Genomic DNA, 21934 nt, shown 5'->3' with positions numbered 1-21934 from the left:
GGCCCGCCAGCATGTTGGCGAACAGACGTACGCTGTGCGACAGCGGTCGCGACAGGAAGGAGATGATCTCGATCGCGACGACCAGTGGCAGTATGTAAATCGGAATGCCTGGCGGCACGAAAATCTTGAAAAATTTTAGCCCATTTTTGTAGAAGCCGTAGACCAGCACCGTGAAGAACACGAGCAGCGCGAATGCGGCTGTGACAATGATGTGGCTTGAGACAGTGAAAGTGTAGGGAATGATGCTGATCACGTTCGAGACCAGAATAAACATGAACAGCGAGTACACCAGCGGGAAGAACTTCATGCCATCCTCGCCGGCGGTGGACCGGATCATGCTGGCCACGAACACGTAGCTTAACTCGGCCATCGACTGGTAGCGGCCGGGAACAAGTTGTCGGCCTTTCATGCCGCGAATAGTCAGTAAGCAAATTACCGCTACAGTGAGCAGCATGTAAGCTGAGGAATTTGTGAAGTAGATGGCGTGATCGCCGATCTGGCCGATCTTGAAGAAGTTTTTGATTTCGAACTGGTGGATCGGGTCGAGTGTCATGCGCGGCTCCTTCTCCACTAGACCGGCATCTCCAAACTCTCACCAACAGTTAAATCAATTCACATGCCATGTTGATTTAGGTCAATTGGACCCGCTCCCATAAGCGCCCTTGGCCTTCTGGTAGAGGTTCATTGTCTCAGGGCCTGTCTCACACGTCGAGTTGGGGCAAATTCGAGATTGTTCAGCAATCCTGACCCGTTCCAATTGGAACGCAAAAATTTGAGATTTTTCGAGTGCTCTAAGGGACCGCACGACTGCCGACAGTTGACGAGATGAGATGCTGCTTGTTGCGGCGCATGAGTCGGTTAATGGCACCTTTCGGACATGCCGCGCCAAGCTGACGGGGTCCGTTGATAAGAGCAAAGCGGAAGTCGTACTTGGAAGGGCCGCATAATTTGGCGGCTCCCTTTCTCTAGAGGTCCTCCCGCAGGCCCTTGAAGAAGGGATGGCACACCTTTCCCTCGGCAGACTTGGCGCGGTACTCGATCTCGGCGGTTAGCTCCGGCTCCACCCAAATCCCCTTGTGCGCGATCCGCTTAGTATAGGGCTGGATCTTCCGGATCAGTGGCCTCAGCCGCTTCCGCAATTCGGCGGCAGAGGCCTCGTCGAAGCCAATGGTCGACCTTGCCGGCGTAGACCAAGTCCTTGCCCCTGCGGCGGCCAACGTAGATACCGTCCCACTCGTTACCGTCCAGGGCGAAGCCGGCGATCGTCAGCGTCTCGCGCTGGGCGCAGGTCTTTTTGACCCAGTTGTTGCCTCGGCCAGAGGTGTAGGGGCTGTCACGCACCTTCTAGACAACTCCCTCAAGTCCGACCTTGCACGCGTGCGCGAACATCTCCTTGCCGTCGACCTCAAAGCTTTCGCTGAATTGGATGTCGGTGCCGTCGATGATCTTTTTCAGATGCGCCTTGCGCTCGATCAGCGGCAGCAGCGCGAAGCCGAAGCACATGGCGACCTGCTTGCTATCGAGCGCGGCGAAGCTGCGCTGGTGCGGTCGGCGATGGAACCTACCGGCACTGCACAGGCCAGACTGCGCTTCCTGCGCGATCTTGGACTGCCGTTTGATCACGGTTCCGCATGACGGTCGTCGGGTTATTGCGATGAACACGGATCGTGCGAGCCAGCGCGGCCTACCTGCCAAGCAAAACCTATACCCGGGCATCGCACGGGCACTAAGGTTGGGCGACCATCTGCAGCGCCACCACTAACACGAACCGCGCCAACACAGGCGTCCTCGTCACCTCAACCCGTGTCGACGTGTCAGGGCGGCCACCTCGCTGGCGCAAGGTGTGCCGCCCGATCCGGTTATAAATGGTTCGCTCTGCAAATGACTTCGTCATCGGCTTCGAGCACCATAGGCCAACCGCGTGGCGCCGCTCAGTACGGACGGTACCCGCCGGCGCAAATGTAGTTGCCGTAGGCGTCGTAGCAGCTGCCGCGGTAGGCCCCAGCCGCAGCGGCGCCGACCGCAGCGGCGCCCACAGCTGCCGCACCGACACCGTAGCCGCGATAGCCGTAGCCGCGATACGCCCCACCACGATAGCCGTAGCGCCCGCCGCGTACTGCGACAGCGCCGCCCCGAGCTCCTCTAACTGCTACAGCGCCACCGCCGTAGCCTCCGCCACCGCCCCGATAGCCGCCACCACCTCGACCGCGAGCATCGGCGTCATCGGGAACGAAGGTGACTAGCAGCATGGCCGCGGCTGCCGAAGCGATGAGAATTCGACGCAACATCAGCGTACTCCTTCTTCGAGAGAGAGGAAGCCGCGGACACAGGCGCATCGCGCCGAACCGCGGGTCGGTCCGAAGCCTCGCGCACGGGAGCTGCGCGCCCTTGACCTGGATCAAACCTCACGTTCATCTACGTGAACGGGACTGCTCCATCACCGCTCCATCGCGGGAAGCGGTGTCCGCCCAGTCATAAGCCGTTGCGCGTGAAGCGGCGGACGCTGATCATCCCGGCGCACCATCAGCCGATATCCGTCGTGCTTGATCTCGTGAACCCACGATGGCCCGGACGGTGGCCGCGCCGCCTTCGACGGCTGGCACGGTTCGATGAAGCCGGAGGGTCGCCGCCGCTGGACCATGGCCGGAGGATAGGGCAGCGCGTGACGGGTTCAATCTGCGAGAAAGTGCCTGCGCGTTAACCCTCAACCTGTGGCCGTGTGGTAAGGAGCCTTGGGGGAAAATTCCAATGGCCAAAAAGACAGTCAAGCTCGATCCCGGCGACGGCCTGATCGTTGGCGAGGTTGGTCCGTGGGCGACGGAAAAGCACGACCGTCTGCAGAGATACATCCAAGCGGCGCGCGGCGCGCGCGCGAAGTTCTTGCCGCCAGTCGGAAGAGGCGGCGCGAGCTACATCGAGCTGTATTCGGGTGCTGGTCGATCACTGATCACGGGCACCAATCAGATCATCGATGGCAGTGCCGTGGTGGCCTTCAATGCTGGACGTGCGAGCGGTCATCCGTTTTCCGCGATGCACCTGTCTGATCTGGAGCCGCAGAACTCATCCGCGCTCGCGCAGCGCATCAAGGCGCTGGGCGGCGCGGCGACAACCTATGTCGGCGATGCAAATGTTGTTGTCGATCAGGTCATGAGCGCGATCAATCCGTATGGGCTTCACCTTGCGTTTCTGGACCCTTTCAGTCTCGCGCAATTGCCGTTTTCGATCATCGAGCGAATGTTGCGGGTGCAGCGGATGGACATGATCATCCATGTCAGCCTGCAGGATTTGCAGCGCAATCTCGACAAACATTCGCGCGTCGGCGGAACGCTCGACATCTTTGCGCCGGGATGGCGTGATGCAGTGGACGTGAACCAATCAACTGCTGCTCTGCGGGCGGCGTTTATCGAATACTGGCTCGCGATGATCCGTTCATTGGGAACGCATCCCGCCACAGGCATACCGCTGATTGTTGGCGAGAAGAACCAGCGCCTCTACTGGTTGGTGTTCCTGAGTTCAAATCCGCTCGGACAGAAGCTGTGGAATGACGTACAGAACTTGAGCGGACAGGGATCGCTTTTCTAGGGGGACCGTAATGGCTGACACCTCGATCGAATGGACCGACGCGACCTGGAACCCGGTCGCGGGCTGCACGGTGCTCTCGCCCGGTTGCACGAACTGCTATGCGATGCGGATGGCCGCCCGGCTGGATGCGATGGGCGTGAAGAAGTATCGCGGCCTGACCCGCAAGAGCGGCAAGCGAGCGGTCTGGACCGGCAGGATCAGGCTCGATCACAAGGCGCTCAGCATCCCGGCAGGATGGAAAAAGCCGCGCCGGATCTTCGTGAACTCGATGTCGGACCTGTTTCACGAGGCCGTTCCAGCAACGTTCGTTGCCGCTGTCTGGGGTGCAATGCATAAAACATCGCAGCACACGTATCAAATTCTGACGAAGCGACCGGATCGGATGGCGGATATTACCGCATCCCTGCCCGTGCCGCCGAACGTGTGGCTCGGGACCAGCGTCGAGAGCGCCGATTACCTTGGGCGCATTGACGATCTGCGCAAGGTCGATGCTGCCGTCAGGTTTGTTTCGTTCGAGCCTTTGCTGGGGTCAGTGGCTGCAGCCGATCTGACGGGCATACAGTGGGCAATCGTTGGCGGCGAGAGCGGCCCGCGTTCGCGTCCAATGGCCGAGCAGTGGGTCGCGGAGATTGAGACCGCATGTCGCAAGGCAAGAACGGCGTTTTTCTTCAAGCAGTGGGGCGGCGTTCACAAGAAGAGCACCGGCAGGCACTATCGCGGGCGCACGTTCGATGAAATGCCGGGTGCCGTCGCGATGTCCTGAAAGCGTCGCCGAAAGAATTGTTGGTACGCTCCACTCGCTGCGGTTGGAGAGAATGGGGTGTATTCGGGTAACTGCGTTATCCGAAACTGCCCGCCAAGGCTAACGCCGCCGAGGCGTTGAGCGTGGAAATGCAAGGATGAAGTACCCAAAGCTGGCAGCGTCCAAGAGTTGGCCTAATCGGGAACAGTTCGCAGCGAAGCTGAGAATACTCGAAGGCGAGGAGCCGCTGCGTCGCGACAAAAACGCCGACAGTACCATTCACGTCTCCCGTGGCTTCATGGCGTGTCCTCATTGCAGAGAGACCTTTCTGCATCGCATTTGGCGTTCAATGGCTGGGAGTGACCTGATGACCTCCGGCACATGGTCACTGAACACGGCATGAAGGTCGATGTGGAATTTGAGAAATTCATAACGAAAGAAATCAAATGGTCGGCGCAAGAGACGGTGAAAAACGAGAAGCCTGCTGGGCGGTGAAGCTTGTTGAACGGGACCAAGCAGCGGTTCTCGGGGCTTCAACCAGCCGCGCCGGTGCGGCGACGACGTGTTGCGGATGTTGGTGACCGGCGGCCCGCCGGCACGCGGCGGGTTAGCAATCTCCACCGCATAGTGATCAGCTCGCGTTCATCGCCTGCACTGCGCACCACCGGAGCTGGATAGTCCGGAAATACGCCCGGCATCGGCGGCAGGTTGCCGACGTAGCGGTTGATGACACGGAAGAGCGCGATAATTGCGGCTTGATTCGTGGTGATGCTGTAGAGATTGTACATGATAGCGGCGTTACTGCTGATCCTTAGGAGTGGCCCCGCCCGCCGTGTCGGGGACCGATGTCGGACTAGATTCTTCGGCAGGCGTACCTGTTCTTAGCGCCGGGATCTCCGTGCATTCGCCCGCCCAGAGCTTCGTTCCTTTGACCGTTCCGACGAGCTTGCAACCAACGGGCGCCCTAGGCTTCACCTGAACGAGCGGCTTCGCGCCGACGGTCGGCCGCTTTGCCGGTTTTGCGCCTTGAGCGAGTGCAAGTGTGGGAATGAGCAATATAGCGAAACAAAGCGCTGTCCTCATAACGTAGTTCCACTTCTTCAAAAAGGCGCGCGTCCGCAAAAATCAACTTACCAACTTGTTGGCGCGCGCCAGATCCTCCAATGCGTCGGAAAAATCAAAATCTGCTCATCGGACCAAGCATTGTACCACCCTCCCAATTTTCGACGGCATGGAAACCCCAATGGCATAACGCCAGTCTTATCAAGTTCGCCAACTTCCAAATCGCAATCTTCCGGCGCGAGTTGGATCGTTAGCCACCGCAGAGCCCGACACGACATCCCTGCGAGCCTAAAGAGCGCGTGCAATTAATGCCGGCACCAGGCTATGGAAGCCGCCAATCTGTCTGAACGCATCCTGCCGATCTGATCCCTCAGGAAGCCGTTGCGCGGCTTCCCATAAGCTCGCTAACAACCTCGTGATGTCTTTCAATTCATCTGCCTCGGACATTCCAAATGTGCGTCGGCTCAACGTTGAGTCCTCATTGTACGAACGGATAAATATGGGTGTGTGGGGCCGCGACGAGATAGCGCGGCGAGTAAAGGAAGAGAGTAAGTACAAATGGCAGTATCTATGCAGTTGCCGCGCGGGAAGTACTGGCGCAGCAAAAGGTGCTCTTCTCCACGCACGCGGCGTAACATCGATCTCGACGCTCCACTCATGTTGAAAACGAGGATCGGCCAGCGTTTGCGACATCCCTGTGTCATGCAGCTGTCATATTAGAGCCAGTGCCTTCTAGCCTCCGCGCTGATAATCGGTATGCGGCTTGCCCCGAAGCCGTGGCCGACGTTGCGTGCTATGTGTTGCACTCTCGCCGCGAGAACGCCCATGAAAACGCCGCCACTCGATCCACATATCGCTGACGTGGCTCCAGCCGAACCAACCCTCACGAGGTACGACGAGGAGCACATAATCACGTACATGCGCTTGCTTGATGCTGATCAACAAGGCATCGACTGGCGTCGCATCGACCCAGACACCGAGGCCGACCGCGCGCGGAAAGTATTCGAAAGCCACCTATCGCGTGCCAAATGGATGACGGAGCAAGGTTATCGCCATCTGTTGCGAAGCGGCTCCTGATCATCGCGATCCCGCGACTATCGCGGCGGGCGGCCTCGCTGCTGCAGCGGATTCAGCGCTGTGGCGTTAGTCGCTTGCTAACCCCGTTGCGGCATGTGAAGCCGCCGAGGCCGAGCAGCGACAGGCCGCGAAGTGAAGGCCCCTGTGTCCAGTGCCTACGATTGCTTACCTGTGTTTGCTCTCACAGCTCGACGACGGCTTTTTTTGCAGCAAATATAGGACCAGCCGCTCGAACGGCTCATGTTGAGTGAAGTCGCCCGTGCGCCCGCCGCCCGCTGACAGGCCGAGAGACCCTTCGCTAGGCCAAGAAATTCTTCACGGTTGTTATCGGGGAAATAGAAATAGGCATTGAAGTCTGCCCGCTCCAAATCCTATTCCCCGCAGCCGGTTAACCCGCCCACGATCAGAGCCGCAAACGACAGTGCGACAAATACTCTCCTCACATGTCCCCTCCCATCCAAGGCGCAGCGCCAGCAACGCTCAACGTTTCGTCCTCGCGCTGCGCTTGATATCTGGGAGCGCCTTCCTTTCTGCGTAATAGCTGCAATACGCGCCGACGCCCACTTTCAGAGCAGCCAGCAGGCAAAGCGCTACCAGTGAGGTCACAAGTCCCAGCGCGACGTTGAAGGTGGTTGCGATGACCGCCGCGATTGATGAGACTACAATCGTCTGGCTATGTCTTCCGCGTGTAGAGAAGAACGCCTCGCGGATAGGGACATACCGCCTGCTGTTCGTACACAGCAGAGAATGGATTTCCTTCTCAACATTTCGCAGCAAACTTGGGCGCTCTTTCGGGATCACAGCTTTCAAGGCTGCCTTCGCACGCTTGACCCGAACTACCTCTCCATTTCGCGCAACGTATCGCGCGTATCCATCCAGATTGTTGTCCCAATCTTGTAGCGTAAGATGGCCGGGAGCATTCGCTGCAATGATCCGGCGCAACCCCGACTCCGTAAGCCCCAAGCCCTTGATCACGCTCGCCCCCGCCTCGTGTCAGTCGTATATATGCGAGCATTGGTAGCATGACTCTATCCGAGCTAGAGCAGGCCAGACCGACCTGTACCCAGCTTTCTCCAAAGGGGTGGCAGTTACTGCATCGTCGGAGCCGCCTCGACGATCTCGATCTTGGCCGACCGTCCGACCCCGTCCGACGAAACGCAAGTCACCACCAATGGCGGGATCATCTTGAGACGGTTCGCCTTCGATGGTGCCGAGCACACCTGATCGATGCCGTGGGGACCGTAGCGTGTCACGCTGGGTGCCGCGCCCGTCGATAGCGATCAAATGAAACGGCCGCTCGAATTCGCAGCCCTCGACGAAGTCGGCGATCAATTTGGCAAAGCGCTGTTCGTCGTGGGGCGTCATCGTCCTGCAATGATAGATAGGAGAGCTGGGCTGATATACGATCCGGCGACGTAAAGATACCTTGCTTTAGGGTTGCATCAGGTCAACACTGGCAACTCTGGCCCCCGTGTGTAGAGGAGGGCTGCCATGGTTGAGTGGATTAAGGTGGGCGCATTCTCCTTTCTGCTTTCGACGCTGTTGACCGCCGTGACGTTGTTGCCAATCGTGTTAGCTGCGGGCTGAAAAAGCTCCCCTCGATGGCTTCTCCTACTTGATCCAGATCAACGCCGTCGCCCAGCAGCCGCCGGTGAATGGCGCATGGCACTTTATCCACGGCAGGTTTCCATCATTGAAGTTGCAGGAATCGCGACGATCATTTTGAGCGTGGCTGTAGTCGTCGGCGTGCTGTATTCCCTTTGGGCGGCACCCTGAAGGTCGTGGCGTTGCACCTGTTCCATGCCGCATCTCAGGCTCATTCCAGCAAACTGAACCCAATGCCGGTGACGAGATAGACAGCATCGCTTTCATCCACGAGTACGTCGCCGATTGTCATGGTTGTGTGCTGTAGTCCCTTGCTCCGAAGATCGAGAGCTTCACCATTCGGCGACCAGTTCTCCGCTCGCATGCGAGACAAAGCATCTTCCTGATTATTTGCTTCCATATCCTTCAAGTGAACATGAGTAGCCGAGAGATGATCGGGATCGGGCGAGCTTCCAACGATGCCGCGAATAAACGATTGCTTCATATACCAGATTTGATATTTCATCGTGTTCCCCTTTGCGGGTAGGTCGTCATCGTCGTTGGCCGACCTTGCGACCGCTTGCGTCATATACGGTCGTCGTGTTGCCGCTGCTGGACTCGCGGCTGATGACCTTGCCGCGCGCATCGTAGTTCGTTGTCGAGCCTTGGCTGTCGGTCGAGGCGCGGCCGACGACGTTGCCCCGAGAGTCGTAGAACGTGCGCTGTCCCGCGTGCCGCCTTCGGCGTCGCCATGCTCACGCTCATGCGGGTGCCATTTTCCGCTGAGGCGAGGCGCCCTTGGCGCACGCCTGATCGGGGTCTGCGGCCCTAGGCATCTTAAGGCCAAGTCCCATGAAGAAATGGGACGGAAGGCGGGCCGCGTCGTAGATCTCTCATTTTCTCACTTGTGGCGTGCGGCGAGGGCCAAGCCGGGCTCTCGCATGCCGACCCCATGCGGTCGCATGGTCACACGGCGTCGATTCCGCGCGAACAAGGCTGAGAGTAAGAGTTCGGCCGGGTTTTGCCGTGACGGGTTACAGGCTGCGAGAGAGGCTCGCGGCGCCCGTCGCGGAGATCCGCGATGTCCAGACACTATCTTCGGGCGCGCACCGGTGAGGACCGGACAAGCCTTTACGACGAAATCACCAACAAGATCATCGCTGAACTTGAGGCCGGCCGAGTGCCGTGGGTGCAGCCCTGGGGCACCGTGGCGGCGAAGGCTTCTTTGGCCATGCCGAAAAATGCTTCAACCGATCGGACCTACAGCGGCATCAACGTTCTGCTTCTCTGGGGGAGCACGATCGAACAAGGTTTTACCGGACAAAGCTGGCTTACGTTTCGCCAAGCGCGGTCGCTTGGCGGACACGTCCGCAAAGGTGAGCGCGGCACCACCGTGGTCTATGCCGACCGTTTCGTACCGAGCGACGAAAAGCGACGCGCCGCCGAGACCGGTGACGAAGCGCAAGCGATTCCATTCCTTAAGCGCTTTACCGTATTTAACACAGATCAGTGCGACGCGCTCCCCGAGGAAATCGCCACCACCGCGCCACCGCCGCCAGCGGGCTTGATCGAGCCCAGGGTCGAAGCCCTGATCAAGGCCACGGGCATCACGTTTCGTATTGGCGGAGATCGCGCCTTCTACGCGCCGGTCGAAGACTATGTCCAGGTCCCGCCGCCGCAAGCCTATTTCGAGCCGATCAATTGGCACCGCACCGCGTTGCATGAGCTCGGTCATGCGACCGGGCATCGTTCGCGCCTCAAACGCGACCAAAGCGGATCCTATGGCACCAAAAAATATGCCTTCGAGGAATTGGTGGCGGAGCTGAGTGCCGCGTTCGGCTGCGCATCGCTCGGGATCGTGCCAACCGTTCGCCATGCCGACTACATCGGCGCCTGGCTGGAAGTCCTGCGCGAAGACAATCGCGCTATCGTGCGTGCCGCTTCGCAGGCGAGCAAGGCCGCGGACTATCTGCTCGGCTTCGTTTCCGATCCCGTCGCAAACGCGCCGGTGGATCCAGAGGTTGGCAATTACGAGGCGGCGTGATGCTGGACCTGCCGTGGTCGCGCGAGAGTAAGAGGAGGGGATGTTTTTCCGCGACGGGCTGGAGGTCAAGAGAGAGTCTCTTGGCTGCCCGTCGTGGAGGAGCCAAATGACGAAAGTCCAGAAGATCACGCTGTCGCCTTCGCGCGACATTCCGTTCAACAAGCTGGTGCTGAGCCAGTCCAATGTGCGCCGCGTGAAAGCCGGCATTTCGATCGAGCAGTTAGCCGAAAGCATCGCGCAGCGTACCCTGCTGCAGAGCCTGAACGTCCGGGCGGTCGTCGATACCGAGGGTAACGAGACCGGCATGTTCGAGGTGCCGGCGGGCGGGAGGCGCTATCGAGCGTTGGAACTTCTGATCAAGCAAAAGCGCATGGCGAAAACGCAAGCTGTTCCGTGCGTCGTGCGCGAGGGTGGTATTCCCGAAGATGACTCGCTCGCCGAAAATGACGAGCGGGTCGGGTTACATCCGCTAGACCAGTTTCGAGCTTTCAAGACTTTGAGCGACACTGGCTTGAGCGACGAAGATATTGCTGCCCGGCATTTCGTGAGCCCGGCCATCGTGAAGCAACGATTGCGCCTCGCCTCAGTGTCGCCGAAGCTGCACGAGGTCTATGCCGAAGATGGCATGACCCTCGAGCAGCTCATGGCCTTTTCCGTCACGGCCGACCACGCCAGGCAGGAGCAGGTCTGGGAGAACGTCAGTCGCTCTGGCTATGATGAGCCATACCAGATCAGGCGGATGCTGACGGAGCAGACCATCCGTGCATCCGATCGCCGCGCGCAATTTGTTGGGGTTGGCGCCTACGAGCAGGCTGGTGGCGGTATTCTGAGAGATCTATTCGAGCACGATGACGGCGGCTGGCTTCAGGATGTCGCTCTACTCGATCGTCTCGTCACCGAGAAGCTCGCGGCGGAGGCCGAGACCATCGCCAAGGAGGGCTGGAAATGGATCTCGGTCGCCGTGGATTTCCCCTACGGTCACACCGGCGGCTTGCGTGAACTGGAGGGCAAACCTGCCGATCTCACCATCGAGGAGCAGGCGACCATCGACGCACTCAACGCCGAGCAGGCCAAGCTGGAATTTGACTACCAGGACGCGGATGAATTGCCCGACGACGTCGATCAGCGCCTCAGCGAGATCGAAGCGGCGTTAATGGCGTTCGAGGACCGATCGGTGGTCTACGATCCCGCCGACATCGCGCAGGCTGGCGTCTTCGTCAGCATCGATTCCGAAGGACGGCTCACGGTGGACCGGGGTTACGTCCGACCGGAGGATGAGCCGCCCGCGGCTGAGTCCGACCTCCGGCAAAACGTCGACTCGTCGTCAACCGAGGGTCAGGAGGCCAGTGCTTCTGTGCAGCGCACGGCGATCTCGGTCGCCGGACACTCGGCTGAAGCCGAAGAGGATAATGAGGACGCGGCAAAGCCGTTGCCCGACCGGCTCATCACCGAGCTGACGGCACATCGCACGCTGGCGCTACGCGATGCGCTCGCAGAGAATCCAGCCATCACGTTGCAGGCGGTGCTGCACAACTTCGTGCTGACCACGTTTTTCCGGTTCGCTTCCTCCGGAAGCTGCCTGGAGATTGGACTTCATACACCTACCTTTCCAGCACAGGCTCCGGGTCTGAAGGAGAGTGTGTCCGCCAAAGCCATCGACGCGCGGCACGAGAGTTGGAAGGCGCGGCTGCCGAAGAATGAGACGGACCTCTGGGACGCACTGACGGCATTGGACGGCACCGCCCAGGCGTCCCTATTCGCCCACTGTGCGGCATTTGCGGTCAACGCGCTGTACGAGCCGGCTAACCGCTACAATCAAGGCCGTGTCTCTGCCCACGGTGTGCGCACGCGTCTTGATCAAGCCGACGTGTTGGCGCGTGCCGTCGGACTCGACTTGGTCCAGGCCGGTTGGAGACCAACGGTCGACAACTATCTCGGCCGGGTCACCAAGCCCCGTATTCTCGAGGCAGTTCGGGAGGCAAAGGGCGAGTCCTCGGCGCAACTGATCGACCATCTGAAGAAGGCCGATATGGCCAAAGAAGCTGAACGCCTTCTCGACGGCTCCGGCTGGTTGCCGGAACCGCTCCGTCTGCTCGATGTCGCGCCATCGCCGGCGGAGAAGGAGGGTGAAGCGGGCGCGTTGCCCGAATTCCTCTCCGATGACGAGGAGCGGGAAGTCGCTGCCGACGACGATCGGCCACAGTGTCAGGCTGCCGAATGAAATCACGTCGCGGGACGACTCCGGCCGTCCCGCATTCTTCGTATCAGGGGGCCGGCGTACAGCGTCGGCCCCCATTTTTATTGGCGAGGGCTCAAGAGGAAGAGCGCGGCCGGGACGGGTTTGAGCCGCGGCGGTTCAGGAGAGCGCCGGGCGGTTCGGCCCATTCCCGCTCTCCCCGAGACATCCTCCCATGACCGAATCTCTCGTCGGCGGCGTAAGCGCCGCGCCGCTCTCGATGCGTGCCACCGCAGTTGTCGCCTCCGCTGTCGTAAGGGCCGCGCGGCAGCTTTTGACCGATCTCGAACGCGGCCGGCGCATCGATGCCGCCGTCCTGCGCAGCGCGATGGAGGCCGCCTTCGGTGCCTCCGATGCGACCGGCGCCTGGAACTGGAAGACCGCCTATGACGCCTGCGAGGCGGCGACCATCCTGTTCCTGCGGCGACATGGCACCGCCATGCGTGCCAAGGCGACATCGCCGACAGCCATGCTGCCAATGCTGATGAGGATCACCAGTCTCCTTCCGACCCAGACCCGTCGGTCCGAGGAAAGTGAATCCCTCCAGCAGTTTTCGACACCGATCGGGCTGGCGTTCGTCGCCAGCGTTGCCGCCGCAATCACGCCCGCAGACGTCGTGCTGGAGCCGTCGGCTGGCACCGGCCTTCTTGCCATCCTCGCCGAACTCTCCGGTGCCTCCGTTATCCTCAACGAATTCGCCGAAAGCCGTGCCGGCATTCTTAGCGACCTCTTTCCCGCCGTCTGCACGACGCAGTTTGACGCCGCGCACATCAACGACCATCTCGATGCCGGCGTCGTGCCCAGTGTCGTGTTGATGAACCCACCGTTCTCGGTAGCGGTTCATGTCGATCGCCAAATGGCGGATGCGGCACTACGGCACATCGGCTCCGCGCTGGCTCGTCTTTCGGAAGGCGGACGGCTGGTCACCATCACAGGCGCGAACGTCGCCCCCGAGAATCCCGCCTGGACCGACTCCTTCAAGCGCTTGCAAGAACAGGGCCGCGTCGTGTTCTCGGCGGCGATCGATGGTGCTGTCTATGCCAAGCACGGGACCAGCATCGATACGAGGTTGACTGTTATCGATCGAGTGCCGGCTGACGATGTTGGGATATTCGTCGCATCACCCGGCATTGCGCCTGACCTGCCGACTTTGCTCGCCTGGGTCATGCAATACGTGCCGCCACGTCGGCCAGTTGCTGGCACTGCGGCGGCGGTGGTGCCGGCAATTGCCAGCGCTCCCACGCCTCGAACCATCCGCGCCTACCTCGGCCGGCGTCAACCAGCGATGGCGCCAGCAATTGACCTCGTAGCGACCGAAGTCGCCTACGAGCCGGTGGACTGGACGCCCACGGATGCCAGCCAGATCAGCGATGCGCTGTATGAGGCCTATACGCTGCAGTCGATCCGCATTCCAGGCGCGCAACCGCATCCCACCAAGCTCGTCCAATCGGCGGCGATGGCCTCAGTCGGACCGCCAAAACCGTCTTATCGGCCGCACCTGCCGGCCAACGTTGTCGCGGATGGCATCCTCTCGGACGCCCAGCTCGAGAGCATCATCTATGCCGGAGAGGCGCATTCCGAGTTTCTTGCCGGCGCCTGGACGGTCGATGCGACCTTTGACGTCGTGGCGGCCGCACGCGACGACGCGGAGAACGCCGTTCGCTTTCGTCGCGGCTGGTTTCTGGGCGACGGTACCGGCGCGGGCAAGGGACGGCAGGTCGCGGGGATCCTGCTCGACAACTGGCTCAAAGGTCGCCGCCGCGCGGTCTGGATCAGCAAATCCGACAAGCTGATCGAGGATGCGCAGCGCGACTGGTCCGCGCTTGGAATGGAACGGCTTCTCGTCACGCCGCTTTCGCGCTTTCGGCAGGGTACGCCGATCCGACTCGCGGAAGGTGTCCTATTTACCACCTACGCTACGCTGCGTACCGACGAGCGCGGAGAAAAGCTTTCGCGCGTTCGGCAGATCGTCGAATGGTTGGGCTCCGATTTCGACGGAGCGATTATCTTCGACGAGAGCCACGCCATGCAGAACGCGGTTGGCGGCAAGGGCGCACGCGGCGACCAGGCGGCGTCTCAGCAGGGGCGTGCGGGCCTGCGGCTCCAGCACGCCTTGCCGAATGCCCGTGTAGTCTATGTCTCGGCGACCGGCGCTACGACGGTGCACAACCTGGCTTACGCTCAGAGATTGGGACTGTGGGGCGGCGACGACTTCCCATTTGCCACTCGTGCTGAGTTCGTCGAGGCGATCGAGGAGGGCGGAGTCGCGGCGATGGAGGTGTTGGCGCGCGACCTCAAAGCGCTCGGCCTATATGCGGCGCGCTCTCTGTCCTACGAGGGAATTGAATACGAACTCGTCGAACATCAGCTCACGCCCGAGCAGGTTCGTATCTATGACGCCTATGCCGGCGCGTTCGGCATCATCCATAACAACCTCGACGCCGCGATGCGGGCCGCCAACATCACCGGCGAGACCGGGACCCTGAACGCGCAGGCAAAATCCGCAGCGCGATCCGCGTTCGAAAGCTCCAAGCAGCGCTTCTTCGGCCACCTCCTGACCTCGATGAAGACGCCATCGCTGATCGGCTCGATCGAGCGCGATCTCGACGCGGGCCACGCCGCCGTCATCCAGATCGTCTCCACGGGCGAGGCGCTGTTGGAGCGGCGGCTCGCCGAAATCCCGACCGGGGAGTGGGGCGACGTCCAGGTCGATATCACCCCGCGCGAGTATGTGCTCGACTATCTCGCCCATTCCTTCCCGGTCCAGCTCTACGAGCCCTTCACGGACTCCGAGGGCAGCCTCTGTTCCAGGCCCGTCTATCGCGACGGCCAGCCGGTCGAAAGCCGTGAGGCCGTTGTACGCCGCGACCGCCTCATCGAGAAGCTCGCGTCGCTTTCGCCGGTGCCCGGCGCGCTCGACCAGATCGTCCAGCGATTCGGGACGGATATGGTCGCCGAGGTAACCGGCCGCTCGCGCCGGATCATCCGCAAGGGCGATTGGCTGCTGGTCGAAACCCGTGCGGGCTCCGCAAACCTCGCCGAGACCGCCGCATTCATGGATGACATCAAGCGTATCCTGGTGTTCTCCGACGCGGGCGGCACGGGTAGGAGCTACCACGCCGAGCTATCGGTAAGGAATCGCCGGTTGCGGGTCCATTATTTGCTTGAGCCCGGCTGGAAGGCGGATGCCGCCATCCAGGGCCTCGGCCGCACGAACCGGACCAACCAGGCGCAGCCGCCGCTGTTCCGGCCGATTGCGACGGACGTGAAGGCCGAGAAGCGCTTCCTGTCCACGATTGCTCGCCGGCTCGATACGCTCGGTGCCATCACGCGAGGTCAGCGACAGACCGGGGGCCAGGGCCTGTTCCGGCCCGAGGACAATCTCGAAAGCCAGTATGGCCGTGACGCCTTGCGTCAACTTTACATGCTGCTTGCGCGCGGGAAGGTGGAGGGCTGCTCGCTCGAGACGTTTGAAGACGCCACCGGGCTGAAGCTGTCCGATGCGAATGGGCTCAAGGACGAGCTGCCGCCGATCACGACCTTCCTGAACAGGTTGCTCGCCCTCACCATCGAGCTTCAGAATATTCTCTTCACGGCCTTCGAGCAGTTGCTGACCGCTCGCATCGAGGGGGCGATCGCGTCCGGCACCTATGATGTCGGGCTGGAAACACTCCGTGCTGAGAGTTTTGTCATCACTGATCGGCGGACAATTTATGTTCATCCGACAACCGGCGCCGAAACCCGGCTTCTCACGATAACCCAGCGCGAGCGCAACCGTCCTGTCACCCTGGATGATGCCCTCGGCCGTCTTTCGGATCTACGTGCCGTCCTGCTGATCAACGAGCGCTCCGGCCGGCCCGCGGTGCAGTTTCCGGCGCCGAGCTTCATGCTCGACGACGGTGAGATTGAAAGCCGTGTCCGGCTGATCCGCCCGATGGAGCAGCACAGCGTCCCCATGAAGTTGATGGCGGAAAGCCATTGGGTTGAAGCCGATCGCGAGCGTTTCAGCGCGGCCTGGTTGGCGGAGCTTGCAGAGGTCCCCGAGTTCACGGAAAGCACGATCCATGTGGTGGCAGGCTTGCTGCTGCCGATCTGGAAGCGGCTGCCGAACGAGTCGACCCGGGTCTATCGGCTGCAAACCGATGCTGGCGAGCGCGTCGTTGGCCGCAAAGTCTCGGCCGCCTGGGTCGCAAACGTCCTTGCGGCCGACGCGCCAAAGCTGGCTCCGGACGCTGTCTTTGCTGCGCTGCTTGAGGGCCGGACGGTTCTCACTCTCGCCGAAGGCCTCCAGCTTCGCCGCGTTCGGGTCATGGGCGCCTGCCGTATCGAATTGTCGGGATTCACCGACACGATGCGCGATCGACTGCGCACCTATGGGCTCTTCGGGGAGATCATCTCGTGGAAGCTGCGCATGTTCGTGCCGACTGACGCTGATGGCACCGAAGTGCTGGCGAAGCTCCTTGATCGCTACGCAATCGAGCGCATCGCCGAACGGGAGGCCGCGTGATGCCCCGCGATGCCTCCCACCTTGCACATCGCCTCGCGCGCGAGGCGGAGGCGGTGTGCCGCCATTACCTTTCCAATGGCAAGCGCGAGGGACGGTATTGGCTGGTTGGTGATGTCCACAATTCCCCAGGCCGCTCGATGTTCGTGCGGCTCCAGGACTCGCCGAAGGGGCCCGCCGGCAAGTGGACCGATGCCGCGACCGGCGCGCATGGCGATCTCCTCGACATCATTCGCGAGAGCCGAGGCTTACGCGAGTTCCGCGAGGTCGCCGAGGAGGCAAGGCGCTTTCTGAAGTTGCCCCATACTGAACCGGAGCTCATCACGAAACCCGCTCGTCTGGCAGTACCGGTTGGATCGCAAGAGGCTGCGAGACGGCTGTTTGCGATCTCAGGTCCGATTGAGGGCACCATCGTTGAGACGTACTTGCAGCGCCGTGGAATACTGCACGTGCACCATGGTGGTAGCCTCCGCTTCCATCCTCGTTGCTATTATCGGCCTGACGAGCATCTGCCGACCGAAACCTGGCCGGCGATGATCGCTCGCGTCACCGACCTCGACGGCAGGATTACCGGCGTGCACCGCACGTGGCTCGATCCGGACGGGTTTGATCACGTTCGGCTCGGCAAGGCCCCGATCGACACGCCCCGACGAGCCATGGGCGACCTGCTTGGCAACGCAGTTCGTTTCGGCGCAGCGGACGATGACGTGCTTGTTGCCGGCGAAGGCATCGAGACCATGCTATCGCTACGCTGCGTGTTTCCGACCCTGCCGATGGCCGCTGCACTGTCGGCCAATCACCTCTCAGCCATGGCGCTGTCGTCGAGTTTGCGTCGGCTTTATATCGCCCGCGACGCCGATGCCGCAGGTGATGTGGTGCAAGTCGTTCTGTCGCAACGCGCGGAAACCGCCGGCATCGAAGCAATCCCGTTGTCACCTCGGTTGGGTGACTTTAACGAGGATCTGCATGTCTTCGGCCTCGATGCCCTCCGCGTAGCGTTGCGGATTCAGCTGGCACCGGAGGACGTTTCCCGCTTTCTGCTCCTGTCGGCCACTGTCGAATAAGCGTGTTTGGTTGTCATCGACGCCGACAGTTCGGTCACGACGGCCAATGCCGGAGAGGCGCGACCACGGCCTTCTAGAGGGCGATCGGACGGCAGGCGGCCCGGGCCGGCAATGGCTTCGACCGGCTATTTTCCGCCGGCCCTTCGGGCCTTTGCATCGCGAAGCAAAATAGCCGGCCTTCGCCATCCTCCGCTGGCGCTTCGGCCCTTCGCTTCGCTTTCGGGTTCTGGCCCGTTCCGCCCGCCGTCTAAGGATCGCCACGAAGGCCGCGATGGTCGCGGCCGATCCGGCGAAGGACCTCATCCCATGACCGATCATGACGACATTGAACCGCCGCACGCGTCATCTCCGACCGACCACGTCCTCAGCGAATTGCAGCTCTTTGGCTACCGTCCATTCGACGACCAACCTGATCCGAGACCGCTGCCCGAAGGTACGATGATCGCTGGCGCAATCGCGGACATCTTCGACGCGTTGGTCGCCACGCTGAACGCCACCCGGCTCGAACCGGACCTCGAGGATCTGCTCTGGTCGACCGTCAACCTCTTCCACCGTGCGGCAGGCAGAATCAATCGCCAGCTTGACGACAACGAACAGGCGCAACGCAAAAGCCAGCGCGAGCAGAATGGCTCCGAAGTGCAATCAGTTGAGCTTGAGCGCCTTACGGCCGAAGGCATCACGCTAGTCGAACGCCGCAACTGCCTCGAACTGTTCCGCGATCAGGCCATCGAGCGTTTTGAGGTCCACACCGGTTCTTCCTGGCGCCCCCGATCGGGGTCACTTGTCAATCACCGCACGCTCACGGCAGCAATGATCGACTCACGAGATTTCATCGCCGCCAAGCGCCGCGCCGAGGCAGAGGTCATGGTGCCGGCAGGGCCAAAAATCGCACTCACTGGAGGCCTTGACTTCAACGACCATCGTTTGATCTGGGATCGCCTCGACAAGGTTCACGCCAAGCATCCCGACATGGTCCTGATCCATGGCAGCTCGCCAAAGGGCGCCGAGCTGATCGCCGGCAAATGGGCGACTAACCGCAAGGTGCCACAGATCGCTTTCAAGCCGGATTGGACGAAGCACGCCAAGGCGGCGCCGTTCAAGCGCAACGACGCCATGCTCGAACTCCTACCGATCGGCGTCATGCATTTCCCGGGCACAGGAATCCAGGACAACCTCGCCGACAAGGCAAAGCGGCTCGGCATACCCGTCTGGAAATTCGGCGGCGCATGAGCGCCGCTTTGCTCCCTTCCGACGCCACCAACGCGGAGTTGCATCGCCGCAACTCCGCCTCGTTTCGATATTATGTCCAAATTCGCGCCGCGGTGGTGGTGGAAGGCGCGTCCGTTACACCTTTGCACATAGAGCCACCACCATGCTCGCCCTAGGACTTCTTCTCAACACCGTTGGCATCGGTCTGTTCTGCTGGTTGATCTTCACGCTGGCGGTTCACGCCGTGCCGTTCTTCGTGGCGATCAATGCCGGCATTTGGGCCTTTCATAGCGGCGCCGGCGTGCTCGGCACGCCGCTAGTTGCCGTCGCCGCCGGCGGCATCTCCCTTGCGATCGCTCAAATCGCGTTCGCCATCACCCGGTCTCTGATCTTGCGCGCCATCATTGCGGCGGTGTTTGCTTTGCCGGCTACATTTGCTGGCTATCATGTCGTCCTAGCAATGGCGCAACTCGGCGTGCCGTCGCTCGTTTGGCGGGAGGTCTTCGCTTGCGTCGGTGCGGTCTTTATCGGCGGCACAGCGTGGACGCGTTTGGCCGTCTTCACGAAGACCCGACCAGTCGAACCGGGCAGGGCGGTCGGCGACAGTCCTCAGCCAGTTCTCGCGGCCGCCACGCGAGAGGGATGATCTCTTCACCCCCTCGTCGTCGAACAGGTTCGCGTAAATCGGCGCGAGGGGTGTTCAGGACCGGAGCGAAAGAACGCCATTGTCTTCCCCCAGCGCTTGGACCGGGTGGGGTGGATCTCAGTCCCGCTGCGCATAGACGTGCAAGGACGTTGCTCTCGGCGGTCGCTCTGAGGAACGATTCCGCCATTCCCCGCATTATGTTTCTTTTTCTTCGCCCAACTGTTCAGACCTCTTGTACAGCATCACCGAGATTAGCCACGTCTTCTCCCGAGATTGCGTTTCAGCACGCAACGCACCGGGCCTCTGTGATGGCTTGATCTGGCCGAAGACCGGCTGCGCCTCGATCGTCTGAGCCGCAACGCTGTCGAAGCGACTTTCTTCCCCTGGGCTAACGCCCATTCCTCGCGAGGCAAGAAAGTCGCTTCGACAGCGTCCTCCGCTTCGCTCCGGCCCGCGAGCGGGTGCGTCGCCGATCGTCCTCGGCCTGCCCATCGCCATCGAGGCCGCGGTGGTCGCGGGCTCGAAACACAACAGGAGAAATGACATGGCTAACATCGGTTCTTTCAAGAAGGTCGGCAACGATTTCCAGGGCGAGATCAACACCTTGAATCTTGCCAAGAGCGTCCGCATCGTCGCCGAACAGAACCGCTCCTCTAACGAGAACGCACCAAGCCACCGCGTTTTTGTGGGCAGGGCCGAGATCGGGGCGGCCTGGTCGAAGCGCTCGGAGGAGGGCCGCGACTACCTCTCGCTCAAGCTCGACGATCCCTCCTTCACGGCGCCGATCTACGCGAACCTGTTCGACGATGAGGGTGGCGAAAGTTACACCCTGCTCTGGTCGCGGCCGCGCAAGAACGGCGAGTAAACCCCGCCGCCAAGCCCCGCCCGAAGAATCGGGCGGGGCTTTCGCTTTGTCCGCACTTCCGGCTTTCGCGAACTACGAGTTAGACAGGTTATTTGCGTTTGCCGCTCTTCGTCCGCTCGCTGCGGGCTTCATCATCGGCCACAACGAGATCGATGTGGCTCATCCCGAGCGTGCTGGCGAGTTCAAATATCGTCACCACGGTTGGATTGCGTCGGCCGCGCTCGAGATCGCTGATGTATTGTTGGGTAAAGCCGGAAGTCTCGGCAAAACTTTCCTGGGTAAAGCCCTTAGCTTTTCTAAATCGCCCAAAGTTGCGTCTCTACATACTATGAGGTTTATCTCCTATAATATGTATTCATCGAGTTTGTGCTACTGTCGTGGATCGAAGACGACAGCACCTTTCAGCCGGTCCACCGAGAAGCCAGTATCTTGAAAAGTGTTCCATCACGGGCTGCACGTCACGATCGCACTGGGACCTGGAAACCTTGGCATTCGAAGAATTAATTAAGCTTTGCAGTCCAGAAACCTGTGGACCGGTTGGGCCGCTAGCGAGAAGATAGCTGAGGTGCAGCCAGCATTCGCCCGGTCGAAGCTTCTAGGGCCTTAGGAGTTTCCTGTAATGCCGCCGCTCAATGCCAAAGTTGTTGATACAGCGCCAGACGAGCCGGCGCTGACGCCCTACGATGAGCAACATGCCGTCACTTATGCACGTCTCCTCGATGCCGAAGCAGACAACGCTGACTGGCGCGAAGTCGCGCGTATCGTTCTTCAGATCGATCCCACACTCGATCCGGACCGCGCTCGGCGTGCTTTCGACAGTCATCTAGCTCGAGCGAAGTGGGTGGCGCGCCACGGCTACCGTGATTTGCTCCGGCGAGGATGGCCGAAGGGCGAATGATGAAGGCCCTTTGACACTAACGTGAATTCTTATTGACGCCCAATCGGGAAAGCTAATGGTGCGATTGGGCGGACGCATGAACGCAACCAGAAAGCGTCACATTTGTCGTGCTGCAATTCTTCCGTTTTAGTGCAGTGGGGAATTAGTACGATGTCAGGTTTTGATTGGAGATCAGAGCAGGCCTACGCCAACTTCGAGAAGGCAGAAACGGTGGACATTGCCTGGGAGTGGCTGCGCCGCGACAGCGAATACCATAAGGACTATGGAGCCCTTACCACTCCCGCGCGGTTGAATGGTGCGACCGACGATTTCCGGCACAAATGGGGGTTGTCTTTTCGCAGCTGACCCCCAAAAGGCGTTCGATCGACAACCGATTTTCTGGGCGCCGGAGGCTCTGCCATCCGTCCTGTCGTTGCGCCAA

General features: G+C 60.9%; 17 protein-coding genes and 3 pseudogenes. 12 read left to right on the top strand and 8 right to left on the bottom strand.

What is annotated here, in order from left to right; all coding sequences use genetic code 11:
* The 3 genes and pseudogenes from GWE18_RS25445 to GWE18_RS25435 form a co-directional block, all read right to left on the bottom strand.
* On the bottom strand, window positions 1–553 hold a 553-nt coding region (locus GWE18_RS25445; protein ID WP_275188425.1), incomplete at its 3' end, for a F0F1 ATP synthase subunit A.
* A 412-nt stretch (window positions 554–965) separates the two neighbouring features.
* Window positions 966–1482, bottom strand: a pseudogene (locus tag GWE18_RS25440) (DNA ligase); the annotation flags it as partial.
* A gap of 449 nt (window positions 1483–1931) precedes the next feature.
* Window positions 1932–2288, bottom strand: coding sequence for a hypothetical protein (locus GWE18_RS25435; protein ID WP_275188424.1), 357 nt, complete (start codon window positions 2286–2288; stop codon window positions 1932–1934).
* Between the two features lie 460 nt (window positions 2289–2748).
* Between GWE18_RS25435 and tcmP the strand changes: the two genes are divergently transcribed.
* Window positions 2749–3582, top strand: a complete 834-nt coding sequence (tcmP, locus tag GWE18_RS25430; RefSeq protein WP_275188423.1) for a three-Cys-motif partner protein TcmP — start codon at window positions 2749–2751, stop codon at window positions 3580–3582.
* 10 nt (window positions 3583–3592) lie between these two features.
* The gene (locus GWE18_RS25425; RefSeq protein ID WP_275188422.1) at window positions 3593–4345 is read left to right on the top strand and encodes a DUF5131 family protein; all 753 of its coding nucleotides are present in this window, start codon (window positions 3593–3595) and stop codon (window positions 4343–4345) included.
* Between the two features lie 479 nt (window positions 4346–4824).
* Here GWE18_RS25425 and GWE18_RS25420 read toward each other — a convergent pair.
* Window positions 4825–5112: pseudogene (locus tag GWE18_RS25420) on the bottom strand (SOS response-associated peptidase); the annotation flags it as partial.
* 1099 nt (window positions 5113–6211) lie between these two features.
* Here GWE18_RS25420 and GWE18_RS25415 point away from each other — a divergent pair.
* Window positions 6212–6463 (top strand): DUF2285 domain-containing protein, encoded by a 252-nt coding sequence (locus GWE18_RS25415; RefSeq protein ID WP_275188421.1) that lies wholly within the window; start codon window positions 6212–6214, stop codon window positions 6461–6463.
* Between the two features lie 480 nt (window positions 6464–6943).
* Here the strand turns inward: GWE18_RS25415 and GWE18_RS25410 are convergent, their stop codons facing one another.
* Window positions 6944–7438 carry a hypothetical protein gene (locus tag GWE18_RS25410; RefSeq protein ID WP_275188420.1) on the bottom strand — a complete coding sequence of 165 codons (495 nt, stop codon included), beginning with the start codon at window positions 7436–7438 and terminating at the stop codon, window positions 6944–6946.
* An 841-nt stretch (window positions 7439–8279) separates the two neighbouring features.
* Window positions 8280–8573, bottom strand: coding sequence for a hypothetical protein (locus tag GWE18_RS25405; RefSeq protein WP_275188419.1), 294 nt, complete (start codon window positions 8571–8573; stop codon window positions 8280–8282).
* 555 nt (window positions 8574–9128) lie between these two features.
* On the opposite strand from GWE18_RS25405, the gene GWE18_RS25400 reads away from it, so the two are divergent.
* The 6 genes from GWE18_RS25400 to GWE18_RS25375 all read left to right on the top strand — a co-directional run bounded on the left by GWE18_RS25400 (window position 9129) and on the right by GWE18_RS25375 (window position 19750).
* The gene (locus tag GWE18_RS25400) at window positions 9129–10091 is read left to right on the top strand and encodes a zincin-like metallopeptidase domain-containing protein (RefSeq protein WP_275188418.1); all 963 of its coding nucleotides are present in this window, start codon (window positions 9129–9131) and stop codon (window positions 10089–10091) included.
* Between the two features lie 106 nt (window positions 10092–10197).
* Window positions 10198–12312: a ParB/RepB/Spo0J family partition protein gene (locus GWE18_RS25395; RefSeq protein ID WP_275188437.1), complete on the top strand. Its 2115-nt coding sequence runs from the start codon at window positions 10198–10200 to the stop codon at window positions 12310–12312.
* A gap of 190 nt (window positions 12313–12502) precedes the next feature.
* Window positions 12503–16834, top strand: a complete 4332-nt coding sequence (locus tag GWE18_RS25390) for a strawberry notch-like NTP hydrolase domain-containing protein (protein WP_275188417.1) — start codon at window positions 12503–12505, stop codon at window positions 16832–16834.
* Complete coding sequence (locus GWE18_RS25385; protein WP_275188416.1) at window positions 16834–17895, top strand: toprim domain-containing protein; 1062 nt, start codon at window positions 16834–16836, stop codon at window positions 17893–17895. Before GWE18_RS25390 ends, GWE18_RS25385 begins: the two co-directional genes overlap by 1 nt.
* 306 nt (window positions 17896–18201) lie before the next feature.
* Window positions 18202–19125 (top strand): DUF2493 domain-containing protein, encoded by a 924-nt coding sequence (locus GWE18_RS25380; protein WP_275188415.1) that lies wholly within the window; start codon window positions 18202–18204, stop codon window positions 19123–19125.
* A 142-nt stretch (window positions 19126–19267) separates the two neighbouring features.
* The gene (locus GWE18_RS25375; RefSeq protein ID WP_275188414.1) at window positions 19268–19750 is read left to right on the top strand and encodes a hypothetical protein; all 483 of its coding nucleotides are present in this window, start codon (window positions 19268–19270) and stop codon (window positions 19748–19750) included.
* 195 nt (window positions 19751–19945) lie between these two features.
* On the opposite strand, the gene GWE18_RS25370 is transcribed toward GWE18_RS25375, so the two are convergent.
* Window positions 19946–20296, bottom strand: coding sequence for a hypothetical protein (locus GWE18_RS25370; RefSeq protein WP_275188413.1), 351 nt, complete (start codon window positions 20294–20296; stop codon window positions 19946–19948).
* On the opposite strand from GWE18_RS25370, the gene GWE18_RS25365 reads away from it, so the two are divergent.
* Window positions 20295–20615 (top strand): DUF736 domain-containing protein, encoded by a 321-nt coding sequence (locus GWE18_RS25365; RefSeq protein WP_275188412.1) that lies wholly within the window; start codon window positions 20295–20297, stop codon window positions 20613–20615. The genes GWE18_RS25370 and GWE18_RS25365 overlap by 2 nt on opposite strands.
* 88 nt (window positions 20616–20703) lie before the next feature.
* Here GWE18_RS25365 and GWE18_RS25360 read toward each other — a convergent pair.
* Window positions 20704–20931: pseudogene (locus tag GWE18_RS25360) on the bottom strand (helix-turn-helix transcriptional regulator); the annotation flags it as partial.
* Between the two features lie 303 nt (window positions 20932–21234).
* On the opposite strand from GWE18_RS25360, the gene GWE18_RS25355 reads away from it, so the two are divergent.
* Window positions 21235–21513, top strand: coding sequence for a DUF2285 domain-containing protein (locus GWE18_RS25355; RefSeq protein WP_275188411.1), 279 nt, complete (start codon window positions 21235–21237; stop codon window positions 21511–21513).
* Between the two features lie 150 nt (window positions 21514–21663).
* On the top strand, window positions 21664–21858 hold the full coding sequence (locus tag GWE18_RS25350) for a DUF6499 domain-containing protein (protein ID WP_275188410.1): 195 nt from the start codon (window positions 21664–21666) through the stop codon (window positions 21856–21858).
* Window positions 21859–21934: the final 76 nt, after the last annotated feature.

This window comes from Bradyrhizobium sp. CSA112, assembly GCF_029051645.1.
Taxonomy (GTDB): Bacteria; Pseudomonadota; Alphaproteobacteria; order Rhizobiales; family Xanthobacteraceae; genus Bradyrhizobium.
This window is presented reverse-complemented; position numbering and strand designations above follow the sequence as displayed.

Coding starts and splice junctions, on each gene's coding strand:
- GWE18_RS25435 (WP_275188424.1), bottom strand. CDS start 2,288: ATGTTGCGTCGAATTCTCATCGCTTCGGCAGCCGCGGCCATGCTGCTA.
- tcmP (WP_275188423.1), top strand. CDS start 2,749: ATGGCCAAAAAGACAGTCAAGCTCGATCCCGGCGACGGCCTGATCGTT.
- GWE18_RS25425 (WP_275188422.1), top strand. CDS start 3,593: ATGGCTGACACCTCGATCGAATGGACCGACGCGACCTGGAACCCGGTC.
- GWE18_RS25415 (WP_275188421.1), top strand. CDS start 6,212: ATGAAAACGCCGCCACTCGATCCACATATCGCTGACGTGGCTCCAGCC.
- GWE18_RS25405 (WP_275188419.1), bottom strand. CDS start 8,573: ATGAAATATCAAATCTGGTATATGAAGCAATCGTTTATTCGCGGCATC.
- GWE18_RS25400 (WP_275188418.1), top strand. CDS start 9,129: ATGTCCAGACACTATCTTCGGGCGCGCACCGGTGAGGACCGGACAAGC.
- GWE18_RS25395 (WP_275188437.1), top strand. CDS start 10,198: ATGACGAAAGTCCAGAAGATCACGCTGTCGCCTTCGCGCGACATTCCG.
- GWE18_RS25390 (WP_275188417.1), top strand. CDS start 12,503: ATGACCGAATCTCTCGTCGGCGGCGTAAGCGCCGCGCCGCTCTCGATG.
- GWE18_RS25385 (WP_275188416.1), top strand. CDS start 16,834: ATGCCCCGCGATGCCTCCCACCTTGCACATCGCCTCGCGCGCGAGGCG.
- GWE18_RS25380 (WP_275188415.1), top strand. CDS start 18,202: ATGACCGATCATGACGACATTGAACCGCCGCACGCGTCATCTCCGACC.
- GWE18_RS25375 (WP_275188414.1), top strand. CDS start 19,268: ATGCTCGCCCTAGGACTTCTTCTCAACACCGTTGGCATCGGTCTGTTC.
- GWE18_RS25365 (WP_275188412.1), top strand. CDS start 20,295: ATGGCTAACATCGGTTCTTTCAAGAAGGTCGGCAACGATTTCCAGGGC.
- GWE18_RS25370 (WP_275188413.1), bottom strand. CDS start 20,296: ATGTCATTTCTCCTGTTGTGTTTCGAGCCCGCGACCACCGCGGCCTCG.
- GWE18_RS25355 (WP_275188411.1), top strand. CDS start 21,235: ATGCCGCCGCTCAATGCCAAAGTTGTTGATACAGCGCCAGACGAGCCG.
- GWE18_RS25350 (WP_275188410.1), top strand. CDS start 21,664: ATGTCAGGTTTTGATTGGAGATCAGAGCAGGCCTACGCCAACTTCGAG.